Genomic DNA, 17,994 nt, shown 5'->3' on the forward strand with positions numbered 1-17,994 from the left:
AGATGAACCAAAGCAGCTCGATCGATCGGTTGTGGAGCGTCGAGGACGTGTCGGCCTACCTCGGAGTGCCGGTCAAGACGCTCTACCAGTGGAAGTGGCGGGGTGAGGGGCCGCCGGTTCGGAAGATCGGACGGCATCTGCGGTACGACCCGGCGGCGGTGCGCAGCTGGGCGACGGATGCGGCGTAGGGGGCGGCGGCGATGGCGCACATTCAGGACAGGTGGTACCGGAAGGTCGTTGATCCAGTCACCGGGAAGGTTGGGCGGGAGCGGACGAATCTGTACGGGGTCGGCGACCGGTACAAGGTTCGGTACCTGGACCCGGACGGGCGGGAGCGGTCGAAGTCGTTCCCGGATCGGCAGAAGAAGACGGCCGAGGACTTCCTCATCGGCGTCGAGAACGACAAGCGGGAGGGGAAGTACCTCGATCCGGCGCGGGGGCGGATGTCGGTGCAGACCTTCGGCGAGCAGTGGCGGGCGGCACAGACGTTCGACTACACCACGCGGGAGCGGATCGGCGGGCGGCTGCGGGTGCACGTCTACCCGTACTTCGAGGGACGGTCGCTGGCGTCGGTGAAGCCGACCGACATCCAAGGCTGGGTGCGGTGGCTGCAGGACAACGGGGTGTCGCAGAACTACCGGGTGCTGCTGTTCACCCACCTGGCGTCGATCCTGAACGCGGCGATCGACGACAAGCGGATCCTGATCAACCCGTGTCATGCCAAGAGCGTGTCCCGGCCGCGTGCCGATCAGGCGAAGATCGAAGTGTGGTCGCACCAGCGGGCGCACGCGGTACGGGAGGCCTTGCCGGACCGGTACAAGATCGTGGTCACGCTCGGGGCGGGGTGCGGGCTGCGGCAGGGCGAGGTGTTCGGGCTCTCGCCGGATGACGTGGATCCGGAGGGCGAGACGGTGAACGTGGTTCGCCAGGTGCGGCTGGTGAACAACCGGCCGGTGTTCGCGCCGCCGAAGCGGGGGAAGACCCGCTCGGTGCCGCTGCCGGCCGGGGTGGCGAAGGCGCTGGAGAGCTACGCCAAGGAGTTCGAGCCGGTCGAGCTGACGTTGCCCTGGCTGCACCCGGGTGGGAAGCCGGTGACGGTGCGGCTGGTCCTGGTCGACGACAAGCGGCGGGCGTGCCGGCGGTCGGCGTTCAACTGGTACGTGTGGCGGCCGGCGCTGGTGAAGGCGAAGGTGGCGCCGAGCCGGGCGGATGGGATGCACGCGCTACGGCACCTGTACGCCTCGGTGCTGCTGGACGCGGGCGAGTCGATCAAGGCACTGGCCCAGTACCTCGGGCACGAGGATCCGGGGTTCACGCTGCGCGTGTACACGCACCTGCTGCCGACCAGCCACGAGCGGACCCGGAAGGCGATCGATGCCTTCCTAGCTGAGAGCGACCGGGCGGCCTGATGACGGCCTGGTCGGGGTATGCAGCCGCATTCCTGCAGCTAGGGGTACATGGCGAGCCAGATCGCGATGTAGTGCGTGATGGCGGCGAGGACTGTGGCGGCGTGGAAGAACTCGTGGTGGGCGAAGTGGTGGGGCCAGGGGTTGGGCCAGCGGGTGGCGTAGAAGATGGCGCCCAGGGTGTAGAGGAGGCCGCCGGCCAACAGGAGGACCAGGGCGGCTACACCGGCGTGGTGGAGGAGGTCGGGGAGGATGAAGACGGCGACCCAGCCGAGGGCGATGTAGATGGGGGTGCCGAGCCAGCGGGGGGCGTGCGGCCAGAAGAGTTTGAGGGCCACGCCGAGCAGGGCGCCGGACCAGACGATGGCGAGGACGACGTAGCCGGAGGTGGGCGGCATCGACAGGAGCATGAACGGGGTGTAGGTGCCGGCGATGAAGAGGAAGATCATCGAGTGGTCGAGGCGCTTCATCCAGGCGCGGACCCGGAGGCTGACCCACCAGCGACGGTGGTAGAGGGCGCTGACACCGAACATGGCCAGGACGGTGACGCCGTAGACGGACGTGGCCAGGGCGGCGCGGGCGGAGACGGTGGCGGCGGCCACAGCGATGAGGGTGGCGCCGGTGGCTACCGAGGCCACAAAGGACCAATAGTGGATCACTCCGCGCATCCGGGGCTTGACGGGCGCGGTGGGCGGCGGGGTCATCGTCGCGGCTGACACGAATGCCAGGTTACGGGACCGTAGGTTGTGCGCCGGACAGTGTGGCTGGCGCCACAGGTGAACCGTGGCTCAGCTCCACCCGACGACCTCGCGGTGCTCCACGGCCAGGCACCGGTCCATGACCACGTCCAACCCGCCGGCAGCGGCGATCCGGGCCGCGCGGTCACTGATCACCCCGAGCTGCAGCCACAGCGCTCCGGCGCCGATGGCCACGGCCTGCTCGGCGACCTCCTGCGCGAACTCCGGCCGGCGGAACACGTCGACGATGTCCGGCGCCTCGGGCAGCGCGTCCAGCGCCGGGTACGCGGGGATGCCGTTCCAGGTCGACAGTGCCGGGTTGACCGGCAGCACCACCAGCCCGCTGTCCCGCAGGTACCTGGCCACCCCGTGGCTCGGCCGGCGGGGATCGGCGGACAGGCCGACCACGGCGACCGTCCGGGACTCCCGCACCAACCGCTCGATGACCTCGATGTCCTGCCACCGCGGATCGATCTCGGTGCGTTGCATACCTTCCAGTGTGCCCGCTCGGCGTCGGGTGGGCGTACCGTGAGAGGACGTGAGTCTTCGCAGGCGCGTGGCCGACCTCGTATACGGCCTCTACGACAAGCGGCTGATCCAGCAGGCCGGCGGCAACCACCCCCGGCACGTCGGCGTGGTCCTGGACGGCAACCGGCGGTGGGCCCGGGAGGCGGGGTTCACCGACGTCAACGACGGCCACCGGGCCGGCGCCCGGCGGATCACCGACCTGCTCGGCTGGTGCCACGACGCCGGGGTGGAGCTCGTCACGCTCTGGCTGCTGTCCACCGACAACGTGCTGCGGCCCGAGCAGGAGCTGGCACCGCTGCTGGAGATCATCACCGACGTGGCCGACGACCTGGCCAGCCCGGCGTGCCCGTGGCGGCTGCGGGTCATCGGGGCGCTGGACGTGCTGCCCGGCGACACGGCCGACCGGCTGGTCGGGGCCGCCAACCGGACCGAGGGCAAACCCGGCATGGAGGTCAACATCGCGGTCGGTTACGGCGGGCGCCGGGAGATCGCCGACGCGGTGCGCAAGCTCCTGCAGCAGCACGCCGAGGCCGGCACCTCCATAGAGGAGCTGGCCGAGGTGCTGGACGTCGATCACATCGCGGAGCATCTCTACACCTCCGGGCAGCCCGATCCGGACCTGGTCATCCGGACCTCCGGCGAGCAGCGGCTGTCCGGTTTCCTGCTCTGGCAGTCGGCGCATTCCGAGTTCTGGTTCTGCGAGGCGTACTGGCCGGATTTCCGGCGTACCGACTTTCTCCGGGCGCTGCGCGACTACGCCATCCGGCACCGTCGATTCGGCTCATAAAGAAATGCGCGGAATGGCTCGGGAACATGATTCCCGAGCCATTCCGCGCGCTTCAGCTCAGCAAGGACTCCAGCTGCGGCAGCCGCCGAGCGTCAGGTGCGGCCGAAGCTTCAGGTTCAGGTCCAGGCACGCGGCGAGCAGTGCGGACAGGCCGCCACCGCTCAGGAAACTGGGCCGCCCGAACGGGAGGCACGGCGCGTGGACCGGCACGCTGAAACCGCCACTCGACACGCAGTGTCGCGGCACCGGAACGCAGAAGAACGACGGGTCGAACGGTGGCTCGGTCATCGGCTCGACTCCTGGCTCGGCCGGCGGTTCGACCGGCGGCGGGGCCAGCACCTCCTGGAGCCCCTCGATCCCCTCCGTGCCCTGCGTGGTCATTGGGCACTGCGTCCCGGGAGCCGGCGGGGCTTCGATCGGTGGTGCGGCGAAGGCCGGAGCGGCGGCGAGGGAAAGCCCGACGACAGCCGCCGCAGTCAGACCAATCTTCTTGAGCACTTGTTCTCCTTTGAAATGTCGATATTGCGGAATTCCGTCAGTGCTTGATCACCTCTTGTTCGCGGAAGATACTATCCCCGCCCGACCAGCCGACATGCGCCTGGACTCGTTCGTGTTCCCGATATTCGCCAAGTTCACCGGTCCCGGTATTTTTACGCCCGAACGTTATTCTTCTGCGTGATAGCAGGCAATTCCGGCATGCGTCAGCGTGCCTGGTCAGCGCCGGGTAGCCGGGCGGTGACCCGTTTGAGGTCGCCCAGTAGGGCAGTCCCACTCCCGGGGGCTCCGATTACGGAAAGTCATCGCTTGGGTGGCGAACAAAATCATCTGCGCGGCTGCTGTCAAACCGGGTCGACCGCAGGTAGCGTCCGAAGTGATGGGTCGTGTCAGCGCGGTCCATCCGGGAGGCCCTGGTCGTGACGGTAGCGATCGCGAGGGGGCCGGCACCCGGCCCTCGTGGGCGGAGACGCTGACGCCGCACGGCGTCGGACGAACCGGCCAGCCAGGGCGGGGCCCGGCCCTACGAGCCGCGGACGTGGGTGCCACGTTCGCCCGGGAGTTGCCGTGACTGCTACCCGTTCGTCTGGCCGCGCCGAATCCCGCGACGAGTGCCGCACCTACGTGCTGGACACCTCGGTGCTGCTCTCCGACCCGTGGGCGGTGACCCGGTTCGCCGAGCACGCGGTGGTCCTTCCGTTGGTCGTGATCGAAGAGCTCGAGGGCAAGCGGCACCACCCCGAGCTCGGCTGGTTCGCCCGCGAGGCCCTGCGCCTGCTCGACGACCTGCGGCTGCAGCACGGCAGGCTGGACCGGCCGATTCCGATCGGCGCCGACGGCGGCACCCTGCACGTCGAGCTGAACCACTCCGACCCGGAGGTGCTGCCCCCCGGGTTCCGCGCCGACTCCAACGACTCCCGCATCCTGGCCTGCGCGCTCAACCTGGCCGCCCACATTCCCGGGGTCGTGCTGGTCACCAAGGACATTCCGCTGCGCGTCAAGGCGGCCGCCGTCGGGCTGGAGGCCGACGAGTACCGGGCCCAGGAGGTCACGCCGTCCGGCTGGACCGGGATGGCCGACATCGACGTGCCGCAGGAGGCGCTGGACGGCCTGTTCCGGGACGGCATCGTCGACCTGGCCGGGTACGGCATCGAGGCCACCGGCGACTACCCGTGCAACACCGGGCTGCGGTTACTTTCCGGTTCGGCCAGTGCGCTCGGCCGGGTCACCCGGGACAAGCAGGTCCGGCTGGTCCGCGGCGACCGGGAGGCGTTCGGACTGCACGGCCGCTCGGCGGAGCAGCGGGTGGCGCTGGATCTGCTCCTCGACCCCGATGTGGGCATCGTGTCGTTGGGTGGCCGGGCCGGCACCGGCAAGTCGGCGCTCGCCCTGTGCGCCGGCCTCGAGGCCGTGCTGGAGCGCAACCAGCACCGGCGGGTCGTGGTCTTCCGCCCGGTGTACCCGGTCGGCGGGCAGGACCTCGGCTACCTGCCGGGCTCGGAGAGCGAGAAGATGCAGCCCTGGGCACAGGCGGTGTTCGACACGCTGGGCGCCCTGATCTCGCAGACCGTGATCGAGGAGGTGTTGGGCCGCGGCATGCTCGAGGTGCTGCCGCTCACGCACATCCGCGGCCGGTCCCTGCACGACTCGTTCGTCATCGTCGACGAGGCCCAGTCGCTGGAGCGCAACGTGCTGCTGACCGTGCTGTCCCGGCTGGGCACCGGCTCCCGGGTGGTGCTCACCCACGACGTGGCCCAGCGGGACAACCTGCGGGTCGGCCGGCACGACGGGGTCGCCGCGGTGATCGAGAAGCTCAAGGGCCACCCGCTGTTCGCGCACGTGACGCTGACCCGCTCGGAGCGGTCCCCGATCGCCGCGCTGGTCACCGAGATGCTGGAGGAGCACACCGCCTGAGCTACGACCACCCGCTCGGCAGCGGCCGGCCCTCGGCGAACCCCGCGGGGGACTGGATGCCCACCACGGCCCGCTCGTGGAACTCCTCGAGGTTGTGCGCCCCGGCGTAGGTGCATGCCGACCGGACGCCGTAGCAGATCGAGTCGAGCAGGTCCTCCACGCTCGGCGCGGCCGGGTCCAGGCGCATCCGGGAGGTCGAGATGCCCTCCTCGAACAGCGCCTTGCGGGCCCGGTCGAACGCGCCGTCGCCCCGGGTCCGGGCCGTGACCGCGCGCTTGGACGCCATGCCGAACGACTCCTTGAACGGCGCCCCGTGCTCGTCGCGCTGCAGGTCGCCCGGCGACTCGAAGGTGCCCGCGAACCACGACCCGACCATCACGCTGGACGCGCCCGCGGCCAGCGCCAGGGCGACGTCGCGGGGGTGCCGCACCCCGCCGTCGGCCCACACCCGGGCGCCGAGCTCGCGGGCCCGGCGGGCGCACTCGGCCACCGCGGAGAACTGCGGCCGGCCGACTCCGGTCATCATCCGGGTGGTGCACATCGCGCCCGGCCCGACCCCGACCTTGACCACGTCCGCGCCGACCTCGACCAGGTCCCGCACGCCCTCGGCGGTCACCACGTTGCCGGCCACCACGGGCACGTGCGGCGACACCGAGCGGACCGCCTTCAGCGCGGAGATCATCTTCTCCTGGTGGCCGTGCGCGGTGTCCACCACCAGCGTGTCGATCTCGGCCGCGAGCAGCGCCGTGGCCTTGGCCGCGACGTCGCCGTTGACCCCGATGGCGGCCGCCACCCGCAGCCTGCCCTTGACGTCCACCGCGGGCTGGTAGAGCTCCGAGCGCAGCGCGCCCAGCTCGGTGAGCACGCCGGCCAGCCGGCCGTGCTCGTCCACGCCGAGCGCGATCGTCGCGCTGCGCCCGTGCAACTGCTCGAACACCTCCCGGGGCGGCATGGTGATCGGCACGACCAGCACGTCCGGGTCGGCGACCTCGCCGATCCGGGTGAACCGGTCGACCCCGAGGCAGGCGGCCTCGCCCACCACGCCGATCGGCCGGCCCTCCTGGTCGACCACCGCAACGGCGCCGTGTGCCCGCTTCGGCAGCAGGTTGAGCGCGTCGGTCACGGCATCGCCGGCGGTGAGCACCAGCGGGGTGTCCCACACCGGGTCCCGGCTCTTCACCCAGGACACGATCGCGGCCACCACCGCCGGGTCGATGTCCTGCGGCAGCACCACCAGCCCGCCGCGCCGGGCAACGGTCTCGGCCATCCGCTTGCCGGCGACCGCGGTCATGTTGGCCACCACGATCGGGATCGTCGCGCCCGTGCCGTCCGAAGTGGACAGATCCACGTCGAACCGCGACTCCACCGCCGAGCGGTTGGGCGTGAGGAAGACATCGTCGTAGGTCAGGTCGTACCCCGGCCGCATGTCGTTGAGGAACCGCACGGCTGACTAGCCTAAATCAGTCAGGGTCCACCACCTGCCCGCCCGCCGGCAGCAGGGCCCGGACCGCGTCGATGGTGTCCGCGTCGGCCGGCTCCTTGTCCGGCCGGTACCGGACCACCCGGGCGAACCGCAGCGCCACGCCACCCGGATAGCGGGTGCTGACCTGCACCCCGTCCAGGGCGATCTCCACCACCAGCTCCGGCTTGAGGTGCACCGCCCATTCGGTGCGATGGTCCTCGTGCTTGGGGAACTCGCTGGTCTGCCAGGCCAGCAGCTCGTCGGTGAGGCCCTTGAAGGTCTTGCCGACCATGACCGGCGGGCCGCCGTCCGGATCCCGGGCGCCCAGGTGCAGGTTGGACAGCAGCCCGGTGCGCCGCCCGTGCCCCCACTCGGCGGCCAGCACCACCAGGTCGAGCGTGTGCACCGGCTTGACCTTCTGCCACGCCTTGCCCCGCCGGCCGGCCTGGTACGTCGTGTCCAGCGACTTGACCACCACGCCCTCGTGCCCGGCCGCCAGCGCGCCGGCCAGCACGGCGTCGGCCTGCTCGGCGGTCGGGTCGAGCACGCCTGGGATGACCAGCTCACCGACCGCCCCGCGCAGCGCCGCGGTGCGCTCCCGCAGCGGGGCGTCGATCAGGTCGGCGCCGTCCAGGTGCAGGCAGTCGAAGAAATATGGGTGCAGCAGCAGCTCCCGCTCGCTGGTGGCGCCGAACCGGCTCATCGTCTCCTGGAACGGGCGCGGCCGGCCGTCGTCGGACAGCGCCAGCGTCTCGCCGTCCAGCACGATCGACCGGCAGGGCAGCGCTCGCACCAGCGCGACCAGCTCCGGCACCGCACCGGTGATCTCGCGCAGCGTCCTGGTGTAGATGTGCACCTCGTCGCCGTCCCTGTGCACCTGGATCCGCGCGCCGTCCAGCTTGTACTCCACGGCGCAGGACCCCAGCTCGGTCAGCGCCTCGGCCAGTGAGGAAGCCGGCGAGGCGAGCATCGGGCGCACCGGCCGGCCGAGCTCGAGGCCGAACTCGCCCAGCGCCGCCGCGCCGCCGGCCAACGCGGCCGCGGCGGTCGCGGCCAGCCGGCCGGAGAGCATGAAGGCCCGGCGCACCGCCTCGCCGGGCACCTCGCCGGCCGCCGCGATGGCGTCCAGCATGACCCCCTCCAGCGCGCCCTGGCGCAGCTCACCGGTCAGCAGGCGGTGCAGGAAGCGCTGCTCGGCCACGGTGGCCGCGCCGAACAGCGAGCCGAGCAGCTCGGTGCGCCGGGCGCCGGAACCCTTCCCGCTGGTCCGGGCGACCGCGTCGAGCAGCTCGTCGACCCGCCGCACGGTCAGGCCGGGCTCGGCGGCCGGCGCGATGTCCAGCTCGGCCAGGGTGCGCCAGCCGGCACCGATCCGGCCCTGCCGGGGCGCACCGGCCAGGAACGCGACCGCGGTCTCGATCTCGCCCGGTTCGCCGGCACGGCGCAGCAGGCCGGCCAGGGCAGCCACCTTGGTCAGCCGCGATCGGGTCGCCGCCACGGCCTCGGACGTGGCGACCACATCGGCGAACAGCACGGGTTCATCTTGCCCGCTCCCACCGACAGTCCGGCGGCGTTACCGTTGCCGGCGAGCGGCGCGAACCGAGGGGGAACGACGATGACAGCCAGTTTGGTTCCGGTCGCCGACGGCGTGTACGCCTGGGTGCAGCCGGACGGGTCGTGGTGGATCAACAACGCCGGCGCGGTGCTCGGCGACGGCGGCCCGATGCTGATCGACACCTGCGCCACCGAGGCGCGCACCCGCCGGTTCCTGGCCGCCGTCGCGGAGGTCGCCGGCGACGCGCCGGTCCGCCTCGCGGTGACCACCCACCTGCACGGCGACCACGCCTACGGCAACAGCCTGCTGCCCGAGACCACGGCGATCATCGGGCACCAGGCGACCAGGGCCGGGTTGCTCGCCGACTTCGTGCTGGCCGACACGCCGCCGATCTGGTCCCCCACACCGGACTGGGGCGCGGTGTCGATCCGGCCGCCGAACGTTGTGCTGCGCGACGAGTTGACCGTCTACGTGGGTGGCCGGCCGGTGCGGCTGTGCCATCCCGGCCATCCGGCGCACACCGCAGGCGACGTGGTGGCCTGGCTGCCCGACGACGGCGTGCTGTTCACCGGGGACCTGATCTTCCACGAGGTCACCCCGCTGGTCCTGATGGGATCGATGGACGGCGCGCTGCGCAGCCTGGACTGGCTGGCCGGCTTCGGTGCCGCCCATGTGGTGCCGGGGCACGGAACCCTGGTGGACGGCGCCGGGTTCGAGCCGGTGTTGGACGCGCACCGGCGCTATTACAGGTTCGTGGTCGAGACGGCAACGGCCGGACGGGCTAACCGCCTCGCCCCGCTGGATGCCGCCCGTCAGGCCGATCTCGGCGAGTTCGCGGCCTGGCCGGACCAGGAACGGTTGGTGCTCAACCTGCACCGGGCGTATGCCGATCTGGACGGGTCCGAGGTCGACATCCTGGCCGCTTTCACCGATGCGGTCACCTATCACGGCGGACCGCTGAGGTGCGCGGTGTAGCTTTTCGTCCACTATGGACCAGCCCGTTCGCCCATTCGTGTAATTGTTCGGTGCCGCCGTTATAGCGAAGATGCGGCTATGCCCGGTAATCCGCACACGTCCGTCCGGTCGCGAGCGGTGGCCGCCGAGCTTCGCAGCCTGCGGGAGCAACGCGGGATGAGCTGTGCCGAGGTGGCCAAGCTGCTCGGCGTCTCGGCCAGCAAGATCAGCCGGATCGAGACCGGGAACAGCGGAATGCAGGTCGACGACGTCGCCGCATTGCTGGGTTTCTACCGGGTTCCGACCGTGCGCCGGCAGGAACTGCTGGACATGCTGCGCCGCAGCAACCAGAAAGGATGGTGGCAACGCCAGTCCGGAATTCCACAACTGTGGCGGGCACTGATCGAGCTGGAGAGCAAAGCGGTCGGCATCATCAACTACGAACCGTTGGTGATTCCCGGACTATTGCAGACTTCCGAATACAGCGCGGCAATGATCCAGGGCGTCGAGCCCGCGATGGCCGGCGCCGAGCTGGACAATCTCGTGGCCACCCGGATGGCCCGGCAGACGCTGCTGACCCGGGCCGCCGCGCCGCGTTTTCTCGCGGTGCTCTGCGAGGTCGCGTTACGGCTGCCGGTCGGTGCGCCCGGCGTGATGCGGCGCCAGCTCCAGCACCTCGTCAGCGTGGCCGAGCGGCCGAACGTCGAGCTGCGGGTGGTGCCGGCGAGCACCGGGGCGCACGCCGGGCTGCGCGGGCCATTCGTGATTCTCGACTTCGTCGACGAGGCCAGCGTGGCATTCATCGAGAATCACGACACCGGCGTTTTCATCGACGAAGGCGCCGATCTGGAGCGCTATCGCCTGGCCCTGCGAAACATTCTGGGGGTGGCCCTGCCACCGGACGCCTCCGCCGGTCTGGTCGGTACGATCGCCGCCGAGTTCGGCTAGAGACAGGAGTTCACCGGTGAGCTTCACCCGCTGGCGCACGAGCTCGCGGAGTACCAACAACGCCAACTGTGTCGAGGTGTGCCACGCGCAGGCGATGGTGGGGCTGCGGGACGCCAAGAATTCCGGCGGTCCGGTGCTGGCGTTTCCCCGGCATTCCTTTCAAGCCTTGCTGCGCTCGTGGTCAGCGGAGCGCTGCGGCGATCTCGGCCACCGCGGCGTGTAGCCGGTCGATGGGCAGCGCCGCGTAGCCGAGCACCAGACCCGGGTACGGGCCACCGGTTCCCGCGCGGACATACCGGGACAATGCGGGCGCGAGGATGCCGTGCGCGGCAAGGCGTTGGTGCACGGCGCAATCGTCGACCCCGTCGGGCAGCCGGAGCAGCACGTGCAGGCCGGCGGCGATCCCGATCGGTTGCCAGTCGGGCAGATGCTCGGCCAGCGCGGCCAGCAGCGCGTCCCGCCGGCGCCGGTACAGCAGCCGGCTGCGGCGCAGATGCCGGTCGTAGCCGCCGGATCGCAGCATTCCGGCGAACGCGGCCTGCGGCAGCGGCGAGCAACCCAGGTCGGTCCACCGCTTGCGGGCTACCAGACCGGCGCGCAATGCGCGGGGCGCGACCAGCCAGCCCAGCCGCAGGGCCGGCGCCAGGGTCTTGCTGAGGCTGCCGACATAGGCCACCCGGTCCGGGTCCATCGCCTGCATGGCCCGCAGCGCCGGCCGGTCGTAGCGGTGCTCGGCGTCGTAGTCGTCCTCGATGACCAGCGCGTCCCGCTCTCGGGCCCAGGCGAGCAGGGCGTGCCGGCGGTCCGGATGCAGTGCGACGCCGAGCGGGAACTGGTGCGCCGCGGTGACCACGACGGCCCGGCAGGGCGTGGCCGCCAGCGCATCCACCCGGATGCCGCCGGAGTCCGCGGGCACGGCGTGCGGCCGCAGGCCCAGGCCGCGCAGCAGCTCGGTCTGGCCCTGGTGCCCGGGCTCCTCCATGGCGACGTCCGCGCGGCCCTGACCGGCCAGCACCGCGCTGAGCAGGGACAACGCCTCGGTCGCACCGTTGGTGATCACGATGTCGTCCGGTTCGGCGGTCACCGCGCGGACCCGGCCCAGGTATCCGGCCAGCTCCGTGCGCAGCTCGGGCAACCCGGCCGGATCCGGATAGCCGAGCGCCTCGTCCGGCAGCCGGGCCAGCGCCGCCCTGGTCGCCGCCACCCACTCGGCGCGCGGGAAGGCACCCAGCGCGGGCCGGCCGGGGCGCAGGTCGAACCGCCAGCGGGGGTCCTCCTCGGCCGGGCGGTGTGCCGCGGCGGTGCCACTGCTCAGGCCGGCGGCGACCGAGGTGCCCGATCCCCGGCGGGTGGCCAGGTAGCCCTCGGCGGTCAGCTGGCCGTAGGCGGCGGTCACGGTGCCGCGGGCCACGCCGAGCTGGCGGGCCAGATCCCGGCTGGACGGCAGCCGGGTCCCGGGGGTGAGCTGGCCGCCGCGGATCGCCGTGCGCAGCGCGGCCTCGACGCCGCGCCCGTGCCGCCCGCGCCGGGTGGCGGTGGCCGCCGGGAGCAGCAGCTCCCGCAAGGTGGCCCATTCTTCGGACATCGACCGCGAGGCTACTCCTGCACCACTTCTCTCAGCGGCCGCCGCGGGCCATGTGCAAGGGGTTGAGCGCCTCGTCCAGCTGGGCCACGGTCAGCCGGCCGGCGTCGACATGGCCGCGCTCCAGCACCACCTCGCGGATCGTCTTGCGTTCGCGCAGGGACTGCTTGGCGATCGCCGCCGCCTCCTCGTAGCCGAGGTAGCGGTTGAGCGGGGTGACGATCGACGGCGAGGACTCGGCGTACTCGCGCATCCGGTCGGCGTTCGGCGTGACGCCGGCGATCACCTTGTCGGCAAGCAGGGTGGCGACCGCGGCGAGCAGCCGGGCGGACTCGAGGACGTTGCGGGCGATCACCGGGAGCATCACGTTGAGCTGGAAGTTGCCCTGGCTGCCGGCGAACGCCACCGCGGCGTCGTTGCCGATCACCTGGGCCACCACCATCATCGTGGCCTCGGCGATCACCGGGTTGACCTTGCCGGGCATGATCGACGATCCGGGCTGCAGGTCGGGCAGGGCCAGCTCGGCCAGGCCGGTGCGCGGGCCGGAGCCCAGCCAGCGCAGATCGTTGGCGATCTTGAACAGGGACACCGCGACCGTGCGCAGCTGGCCGGACGCCTCGACCACGCCGTCCTGGGTGGCCTGTGCCTCGAAGTGGTCGCGGGCCTCGATGAGCGGCAGGCCGGTGACCTTGGCCAGCTCCCTGGCCACGGCGGCGCCGAACCCCTCCGGCGCGTTCAGACCGCTGCCCACCGCGGTGCCGCCGATCGCCAGCTCGCCCAGCCGGGGCAGGCACGAGGTGAGCCGGTCGATGCCGTAGCGCACCTGGGTCGCCCACGCCGCCGCCTCCTGGCCGAGCGTGACCGGGACCGCGTCCATCAGGTGCGTGCGCCCGGACTTGACCAGGTCGGCCCAGTCGGCGGCGCGCTTCTCCAGGGTGCCGGCCAGGTGCTCGAGCGCCGGGATCACGTCCCGGACCAGCGCCTCGGTCGCCGCGATGTGGATCGTGGTCGGGAAGGTGTCGTTCGACGACTGGGACGCGTTGACCTCGTCGTTGGGGTGCACGTCGCGGCCGAGCGCGCGGCCGGCCAGGGTGGCGATCACCTCGTTGGCATTCATGTTCGACGAGGTGCCCGAACCGGTCTGGAACACGTCGATCGGGAAGTGCTCGTCGTGCTGGCCGGCGGCGACCTCCTCGGCCGCGGCGGCGATGGCCTCGGCCGGGCCGGGGTCCAGCACGCCGAGCCGGCCGTTCACCCGGGCGGCGGCCGCCTTCAGCAGGCCGAGGGCGCGGATCTGGGACCGCTCGAGGCCCCGGCCGGAGATCGGGAAGTTCTCCACCGCGCGCTGAGTCTGCGCCCGCCACAACGCCTGCGCCGGCACCCGGACCTCGCCCATCGTGTCGTGTTCGAGCCGATAGCCGCCTTCCGTCATCCCCCTAGTGTGGCGCGGGACACTGTTGTGGGCACAGTGGCGCAGCCCACATAGTCTTTCCGTTAGCTCCCTCACCACGCTGCCGAGGCGGTACGCATGACGAACGCGACACCCACGGAAGTCGACATCCTGATCGTCGGAGCGGGGCCGACCGGCCTGTTCGCGGCGTACTACGCGGGATTCCGGGAGCTGTCCGTGGCCCTGGTCGATTCGCTGCCGGAGCCCGGTGGGCAGGTCACCGCGATGTACCCGGAGAAGATGATCTTCGACGTGGCCGGGTTCCCGGCGGTGCGCGGCCGGGACCTGGTCACCGCCCTTGTCGAGCAGACCGACCAGTGGAAGCCGAACTACCTGCTCGGCCGCAAGGCGGTCTCGCTGTCCGAAGTGGACGGTCAGTTCGACGTGGGGCTGGACGGCGGCACGGTGATCCGGGCCGGTGCGGTGCTGATCACCGCCGGGATGGGCGAGTTCTCCCCGCGGCCGCTGCCCGCCGGCGACGGCTGGCTCGGCAACGGCGTCGTGCACTTCGTGCCCGCCCCGGAGGCGCACCGCGGCCAGGACGTGGTCGTGGTCGGCGGCGGCGACTCGGCGTTCGACTGGGCGCTGTCGCTGCACCCGATCGCCCGCAGCGTCACGCTGGTGCACCGCAGGGCCAAGTTCCGCGCGTTCGCCGCGACCGTGCGCCAGGTGCAGGAGTTGGGCGTGCCGATCATCACCGACGCCCAGGTGATGGCGCTGCGCGGGGACGAGGGCGGGCTGGCCGAGGTCGAGCTGTCCGTCAAAGGCCCGGCCGGCCAGGAGGTCCGGGTGCTGCCCGCGCAGACCGTGGTCGCCGCGCTCGGCTTCACCGCCGACCTCGGGCCGATCGAGTCCTGGGGCCTGAAGATCGACCACCGGGCGATCGCCGTGGACAGCACCATGCGCACCGCCCGGAACCGGATCTACGCCGCCGGCGACATCGCCGCCTACCCCGGCAAGGTCAAGCTGATCGCCACCGGCTTCGGCGAGGCCGCGACCGCGGTGAACAACATCGCCGTCGCCCTCGACCCGGCCGCGCACCTGTTCCCGGGTCACTCCAGCGACGTCCCCTAAACCACCACCTGGACGAGCTGACCGGCGGTCAGTCCGTCGAAGAACGTCCTGGCCGCCTCGGCGGTCAACCGGACGCAGCCGTGCGAGTCCTCGGTGATGCTGCCCTCGTGGAAGGCGATGCCGCCCGGCGCGAAGAAGACCGAGTACGGCATCGGGGTGCCGTAGATGCTGCTGGTGTTCTCCGCGTCCTTCCAGGACACCGGAAACGTCCCGGTGGGCGTGCGGTTGGCCGGCCCGCCGTGCGCGATCGGCACCGGACCGTAGTCGACCAGTCCCGCGGACATCAGCCACGCCTGCCGGGTGGACAGGCGCACGCAGGCCCGGACCCCCGGCGCACACGGCGGCGGGGGTGGCGGGGCGACGGTGGTGCTGGTGGTGGTCGTCGTGTTGGGGGCCGGCGCGGTGCTGCCGCCCGATGCCGGCGGTGCGGCGGCCGGCCGAGCCGCCGGAGCGCATCCGGCCAGCGCGGTGAGGATCAACGCGGTGCGGATCAACGCGGCGGCGAGCGCCGTGCGCGGTGCTGGCATGGGGCCTCCCGGTCGCCGCGTGCCGTCCACCCTTCACTCACGCGGCGCCGGCGGCCCAGGTTGCCTAGCGCACCACCTGCACGGTGGCGCCGACGGCGAGGGAGTTGTAGTAGGTCTTGGCGGCCCCGTTGGACAGGTGGATGCAGCCGTGCGACAGCTCGCGCAGGCTGCCGGCGTGGAAGGCGATGCCGCCGTTGAAGAACACCGAGTACGGCATGGGCGCGTCGTCGAAGAGCGAGCTCTTGTGGTCGATGTCCTTGAACGACACCCGGAACGTGCCGGGCGGGGTGCGGTAGCCGGGCCGGCCGTGCGTGATCGGCACCGGGCCGTAGCTGACCACGCCGCCCTTGAGCAGCCAGGACCGGTTGGCCGACAGGTCGATGCAGGCGCCGTCGGTGATCGTGCACGGCGTGCCGCCGGCCGGCTTCGGGGCCGGCTTCGGCTTGGGCTTCGTGGTGGTCGGCTTCGGCTTGGGCGCGGGGGCCGGAGCGGGCGCCGGTGCCGGCTCGGCGGCCGGTGGCGCCGGGGGCGGCGTCGTCGTGGTGGTCGTGGGGGTGGTCGTCGTCGTGGTCGTGGGGCTCGGCGTGCCGGTGTCGGCGGCCGGCCGGGCCTGCGGTGCGGGACCGCACGCGGACAGCACCGCGGCTCCGGTCAGTGCCGCCCCGACGATCAGCTTCTTGATCCGCATGTCAGCTCCTCGCACAGACCAGACGTTATTGGTCTTTACCAAAGATGACGTTGCGGAACGATCACAGGTTGCCTGCGGCCGGTCACGGCAACGGTCGCAGCGTGTGTTCGTCCTCGTCCTCGTGCTCGGACCGGTCGAAATCCACCGAGGAGTACTCCCGCAGCTTGGTCAGCCGGTGGAACCCGTCGATCATCCGCACGGTGCCGGACTTGGACCGCATCACGATCGACTGCGTGGTGCAGCCACCGGCCCGGTAGTGCACGCCGCGCAGCAGATCGCCGTCGGTGACCCCGGTGGCGCAGAAGAACACGTTGTCCCCGCGCACCAGGTCGTCGGTCTCCAGCACCCGGCCGAGATCGTGGCCGGCGTCGATGGCCTTCTGCCGTTCCTCGTCGTCCTTGGGCCACAACCGGGCCTGGATCGCGCCACCCATGGACTTCAGCGCGCAGGCCGCGATGATCCCCTCCGGGGTGCCGCCGATTCCGATCAACAGGTCCACGCCGGTGTTCGGCCGGGCCGCCGAGATCGCCCCGGCCACGTCGCCGTCGCTGATGAAGTGGATCCGCGCGCCGGCCCGGCGCACCGCGCGCACCAGGTCCTCGTGCCGCGGCCGGTCCAGGATGCACACGTTGACGTCGGAGACGTCGCTGTGCTTCGCCTTGGCCACCCGGCGGATGTTCTCGTCCACCGGCGCGGTGATGTCGATGACGTCCGCGGCCTCCGGGCCGACCGCCAGCTTCTCCATGTAGAACACCGCGGACGGGTCGAACATCGCGCCCCGCTCGGCCACCGCGAGCACCGCGATCGCGTTCGGCATTCCCTTGGACATCAACGTGGTTCCGTCGATCGGGTCGACCGCGACGTCGCAGTCCGGCCCGTTGCCGTCGCCGACCGCCTCGCCGTTGTACAGCATCGGCGCCTGGTCCTTCTCGCCCTCGCCGATGACCACCACGCCGCGCATCGACACCGTGCCGATCAGCTTGCGCATCGCGTCTACGGCCGCGCCGTCGCCGCCGTTCTTGTCGCCCCGGCCGACCCACCGGCCGGCGGCCATCGCCGCGGCCTCGGTGACCCGGACCAGCTCCAGCGCCAGGTTCCGGTCGGGTGCCTCGCGACGCCGCACGCCCTTGGTCGAGTTGTCGGTCTCGCTCCCCGTAGTCATCGTGCCTCCCGGTCGAAGGGGCCCGAGCTCGATCCTCGCAGATCATCCCGGTGCGGGATAACCAAGAGTCACCAAGAACACGGTTCCCGTGGCCTGGAACGATGGGATCCGTGGTGCACACCCCACCTGAATCGCAACAGGAGAATCCGGTCCCGCCGCGGATCCGAGCCGGCGTCCGGGACCTGCTCGGATCGCTCGCGGTGCTGCTGGTGATCATGGGGGTGCTGGTCGGCTTCAGCCGGGGCTGCTCGTTCAGCCCGGGCGGGCCCACCGTGGACCAGGGCGCGGCGCCCAGCGCGGACGTGTCCCGGGACCTCGCCGCCGCGGCCGGCTCGGTGGACTTCGCGATCCGCCGGCCCGAGGTTCCGGCCGGCTGGCGGGCCAACTCCTCCTCGGTGTCCGCGGTCGGCGCCGGAGCGAGCGTCGTGGTGCGGGTCGGCTGGCTCACCCCGGACGGCCGGTTCGTACAGCTCAGCCAGTCCGGCGGGGAACCGGCCGACGTGGTCGCCGCGGAGACCGGCCAGCGCGGCCCGCGGGCCACCGGCCAGGTGGACGTGCTGGGGACGACCTGGACCACCTACCCCGGCCGGCGCGCCGAGCAGGCCTGGGTCACCCGGCTCGACGGCGTCACGACGCTGATCACCGGCTCGGCGGCCGAGGCGGACTTCCAGGTGCTGGCCAGGGCGGTGCAGGCGGCCGCACCGGTGGCCAAGCCGACCCGCTGA

Annotated in this window: 19 protein-coding genes; 9 read left to right on the plus strand and 10 right to left on the minus strand. The window is 71.7% G+C overall.

Annotated features, from left to right (window positions below):
• The first annotated feature begins 2 nt into the window (after window positions 1-2).
• Window positions 3-188 (plus strand): helix-turn-helix domain-containing protein, encoded by a 186-nt coding sequence (locus VFV67_RS15450; RefSeq protein ID WP_326470671.1) that lies wholly within the window; start codon window positions 3-5, stop codon window positions 186-188.
• Between the two features lie 12 nt (window positions 189-200).
• Complete coding sequence (locus tag VFV67_RS15455) at window positions 201-1,409, plus strand: site-specific integrase (RefSeq protein WP_326470673.1); 1,209 nt, start codon at window positions 201-203, stop codon at window positions 1,407-1,409.
• Window positions 1,410-1,447: 38 nt separating this feature from the next.
• Here VFV67_RS15455 and trhA read toward each other — a convergent pair whose 3' ends face one another.
• Together trhA and VFV67_RS15465 are read right to left on the minus strand one after the other, a co-directional pair.
• Entirely contained in the window at window positions 1,448-2,110 is a 663-nt protein-coding gene (gene trhA / locus VFV67_RS15460; protein WP_326470876.1) for a PAQR family membrane homeostasis protein TrhA, read from the minus strand.
• Window positions 2,111-2,194: 84 nt separating this feature from the next.
• The gene (locus VFV67_RS15465; RefSeq protein ID WP_326470674.1) at window positions 2,195-2,632 is read right to left on the minus strand and encodes a CoA-binding protein; all 438 of its coding nucleotides are present in this window, start codon (window positions 2,630-2,632) and stop codon (window positions 2,195-2,197) included.
• A gap of 49 nt (window positions 2,633-2,681) precedes the next feature.
• Between VFV67_RS15465 and VFV67_RS15470 the strand changes: the two genes are divergently transcribed.
• On the plus strand, window positions 2,682-3,458 hold the full coding sequence (locus tag VFV67_RS15470) for an isoprenyl transferase (protein WP_326470675.1): 777 nt from the start codon (window positions 2,682-2,684) through the stop codon (window positions 3,456-3,458).
• 57 nt (window positions 3,459-3,515) lie between these two features.
• On the opposite strand, the gene VFV67_RS15475 is transcribed toward VFV67_RS15470, so the two are convergent.
• Window positions 3,516-3,839, minus strand: a complete 324-nt coding sequence (locus tag VFV67_RS15475) for a hypothetical protein (RefSeq protein ID WP_326470676.1) — start codon at window positions 3,837-3,839, stop codon at window positions 3,516-3,518.
• Window positions 3,840-4,520: 681 nt separating this feature from the next.
• Here VFV67_RS15475 and VFV67_RS15480 point away from each other — a divergent pair.
• Window positions 4,521-5,867 carry a PhoH family protein gene (locus VFV67_RS15480; RefSeq protein ID WP_326470678.1) on the plus strand — a complete coding sequence of 449 codons (1,347 nt, stop codon included), beginning with the start codon at window positions 4,521-4,523 and terminating at the stop codon, window positions 5,865-5,867.
• Window position 5,868: 1 nt separating this feature from the next.
• On the opposite strand, the gene VFV67_RS15485 is transcribed toward VFV67_RS15480, so the two are convergent.
• Window positions 5,869-7,311, minus strand: a complete 1,443-nt coding sequence (locus VFV67_RS15485; protein WP_326470679.1) for a GuaB1 family IMP dehydrogenase-related protein — start codon at window positions 7,309-7,311, stop codon at window positions 5,869-5,871.
• Window positions 7,312-7,327: 16 nt separating this feature from the next.
• Window positions 7,328-8,863 carry an ATP-dependent DNA ligase gene (locus VFV67_RS15490; protein ID WP_326470680.1) on the minus strand — a complete coding sequence of 512 codons (1,536 nt, stop codon included), beginning with the start codon at window positions 8,861-8,863 and terminating at the stop codon, window positions 7,328-7,330.
• An 81-nt stretch (window positions 8,864-8,944) separates the two neighbouring features.
• Between VFV67_RS15490 and VFV67_RS15495 the strand changes: the two genes are divergently transcribed.
• The 3 genes from VFV67_RS15495 to VFV67_RS15505 all read left to right on the plus strand — a co-directional run bounded on the left by VFV67_RS15495 (window position 8,945) and on the right by VFV67_RS15505 (window position 11,009).
• Window positions 8,945-9,859, plus strand: coding sequence for an MBL fold metallo-hydrolase (locus VFV67_RS15495; RefSeq protein WP_326470681.1), 915 nt, complete (start codon window positions 8,945-8,947; stop codon window positions 9,857-9,859).
• A 117-nt stretch (window positions 9,860-9,976) separates the two neighbouring features.
• Window positions 9,977-10,786, plus strand: a complete 810-nt coding sequence (locus VFV67_RS15500) for a helix-turn-helix transcriptional regulator (protein ID WP_326470682.1) — start codon at window positions 9,977-9,979, stop codon at window positions 10,784-10,786.
• A gap of 16 nt (window positions 10,787-10,802) precedes the next feature.
• A complete protein-coding gene (locus tag VFV67_RS15505; RefSeq protein WP_326470683.1) occupies window positions 10,803-11,009 on the plus strand; it encodes a DUF397 domain-containing protein in 207 nt (68 codons plus the stop codon).
• On the opposite strand, the gene VFV67_RS15510 is transcribed toward VFV67_RS15505, so the two are convergent.
• Together VFV67_RS15510 and VFV67_RS15515 are read right to left on the minus strand one after the other, a co-directional pair.
• Window positions 10,968-12,371, minus strand: coding sequence for a PLP-dependent aminotransferase family protein (locus VFV67_RS15510; RefSeq protein ID WP_326470686.1), 1,404 nt, complete (start codon window positions 12,369-12,371; stop codon window positions 10,968-10,970). The two genes, VFV67_RS15505 and VFV67_RS15510, sit on opposite strands and share 42 nt — an antisense overlap.
• 31 nt (window positions 12,372-12,402) lie before the next feature.
• Window positions 12,403-13,800 (minus strand): class II fumarate hydratase, encoded by a 1,398-nt coding sequence (locus VFV67_RS15515; protein ID WP_326470687.1) that lies wholly within the window; start codon window positions 13,798-13,800, stop codon window positions 12,403-12,405.
• A 96-nt stretch (window positions 13,801-13,896) separates the two neighbouring features.
• Between VFV67_RS15515 and VFV67_RS15520 the strand changes: the two genes are divergently transcribed.
• Window positions 13,897-14,892 (plus strand): NAD(P)/FAD-dependent oxidoreductase, encoded by a 996-nt coding sequence (locus VFV67_RS15520; protein WP_326470688.1) that lies wholly within the window; start codon window positions 13,897-13,899, stop codon window positions 14,890-14,892.
• Here the strand turns inward: VFV67_RS15520 and VFV67_RS15525 are convergent.
• From VFV67_RS15525 to glpX, 3 genes are all read right to left on the minus strand, one after another.
• Window positions 14,889-15,419, minus strand: coding sequence for a L,D-transpeptidase (locus VFV67_RS15525; RefSeq protein WP_326470689.1), 531 nt, complete (start codon window positions 15,417-15,419; stop codon window positions 14,889-14,891). The two genes, VFV67_RS15520 and VFV67_RS15525, sit on opposite strands and share 4 nt — an antisense overlap.
• Before the next feature lie 64 nt (window positions 15,420-15,483).
• A complete protein-coding gene (locus tag VFV67_RS15530) occupies window positions 15,484-16,107 on the minus strand; it encodes a L,D-transpeptidase (RefSeq protein ID WP_326470690.1) in 624 nt (207 codons plus the stop codon).
• Window positions 16,108-16,189: 82 nt separating this feature from the next.
• Window positions 16,190-17,269, minus strand: coding sequence for a class II fructose-bisphosphatase (gene glpX / locus VFV67_RS15535; protein ID WP_326470692.1), 1,080 nt, complete (start codon window positions 17,267-17,269; stop codon window positions 16,190-16,192).
• Window positions 17,270-17,370: 101 nt separating this feature from the next.
• Here glpX and VFV67_RS15540 point away from each other — a divergent pair, with 101 nt between their 5' ends.
• Window positions 17,371-17,994: a DUF4245 domain-containing protein gene (locus tag VFV67_RS15540; protein WP_326470693.1), complete on the plus strand. Its 624-nt coding sequence runs from the start codon at window positions 17,371-17,373 to the stop codon at window positions 17,992-17,994.

It is taken from the genome of Actinophytocola sp., from assembly GCF_035762905.1.
Classification (GTDB): Bacteria; Actinomycetota; Actinomycetes; order Mycobacteriales; family Pseudonocardiaceae; genus DASYTH01.

Coding starts and splice junctions, on each gene's coding strand:
- VFV67_RS15450 (WP_326470671.1), top strand. CDS start 3: ATGAACCAAAGCAGCTCGATCGATCGGTTGTGGAGCGTCGAGGACGTG.
- VFV67_RS15455 (WP_326470673.1), top strand. CDS start 201: ATGGCGCACATTCAGGACAGGTGGTACCGGAAGGTCGTTGATCCAGTC.
- trhA (WP_326470876.1), bottom strand. CDS start 2,110: ATGACCCCGCCGCCCACCGCGCCCGTCAAGCCCCGGATGCGCGGAGTG.
- VFV67_RS15465 (WP_326470674.1), bottom strand. CDS start 2,632: ATGCAACGCACCGAGATCGATCCGCGGTGGCAGGACATCGAGGTCATC.
- VFV67_RS15475 (WP_326470676.1), bottom strand. CDS start 3,839: ATGACCACGCAGGGCACGGAGGGGATCGAGGGGCTCCAGGAGGTGCTG.
- VFV67_RS15495 (WP_326470681.1), top strand. CDS start 8,945: ATGACAGCCAGTTTGGTTCCGGTCGCCGACGGCGTGTACGCCTGGGTG.
- VFV67_RS15510 (WP_326470686.1), bottom strand. CDS start 12,371: ATGTCCGAAGAATGGGCCACCTTGCGGGAGCTGCTGCTCCCGGCGGCC.
- VFV67_RS15515 (WP_326470687.1), bottom strand. CDS start 13,800: ATGACGGAAGGCGGCTATCGGCTCGAACACGACACGATGGGCGAGGTC.
- VFV67_RS15520 (WP_326470688.1), top strand. CDS start 13,897: ATGACGAACGCGACACCCACGGAAGTCGACATCCTGATCGTCGGAGCG.
- VFV67_RS15525 (WP_326470689.1), bottom strand. CDS start 15,419: ATGCCAGCACCGCGCACGGCGCTCGCCGCCGCGTTGATCCGCACCGCG.
- VFV67_RS15530 (WP_326470690.1), bottom strand. CDS start 16,107: ATGCGGATCAAGAAGCTGATCGTCGGGGCGGCACTGACCGGAGCCGCG.
- glpX (WP_326470692.1), bottom strand. CDS start 17,269: ATGACTACGGGGAGCGAGACCGACAACTCGACCAAGGGCGTGCGGCGT.
- VFV67_RS15540 (WP_326470693.1), top strand. CDS start 17,371: ATGGGATCCGTGGTGCACACCCCACCTGAATCGCAACAGGAGAATCCG.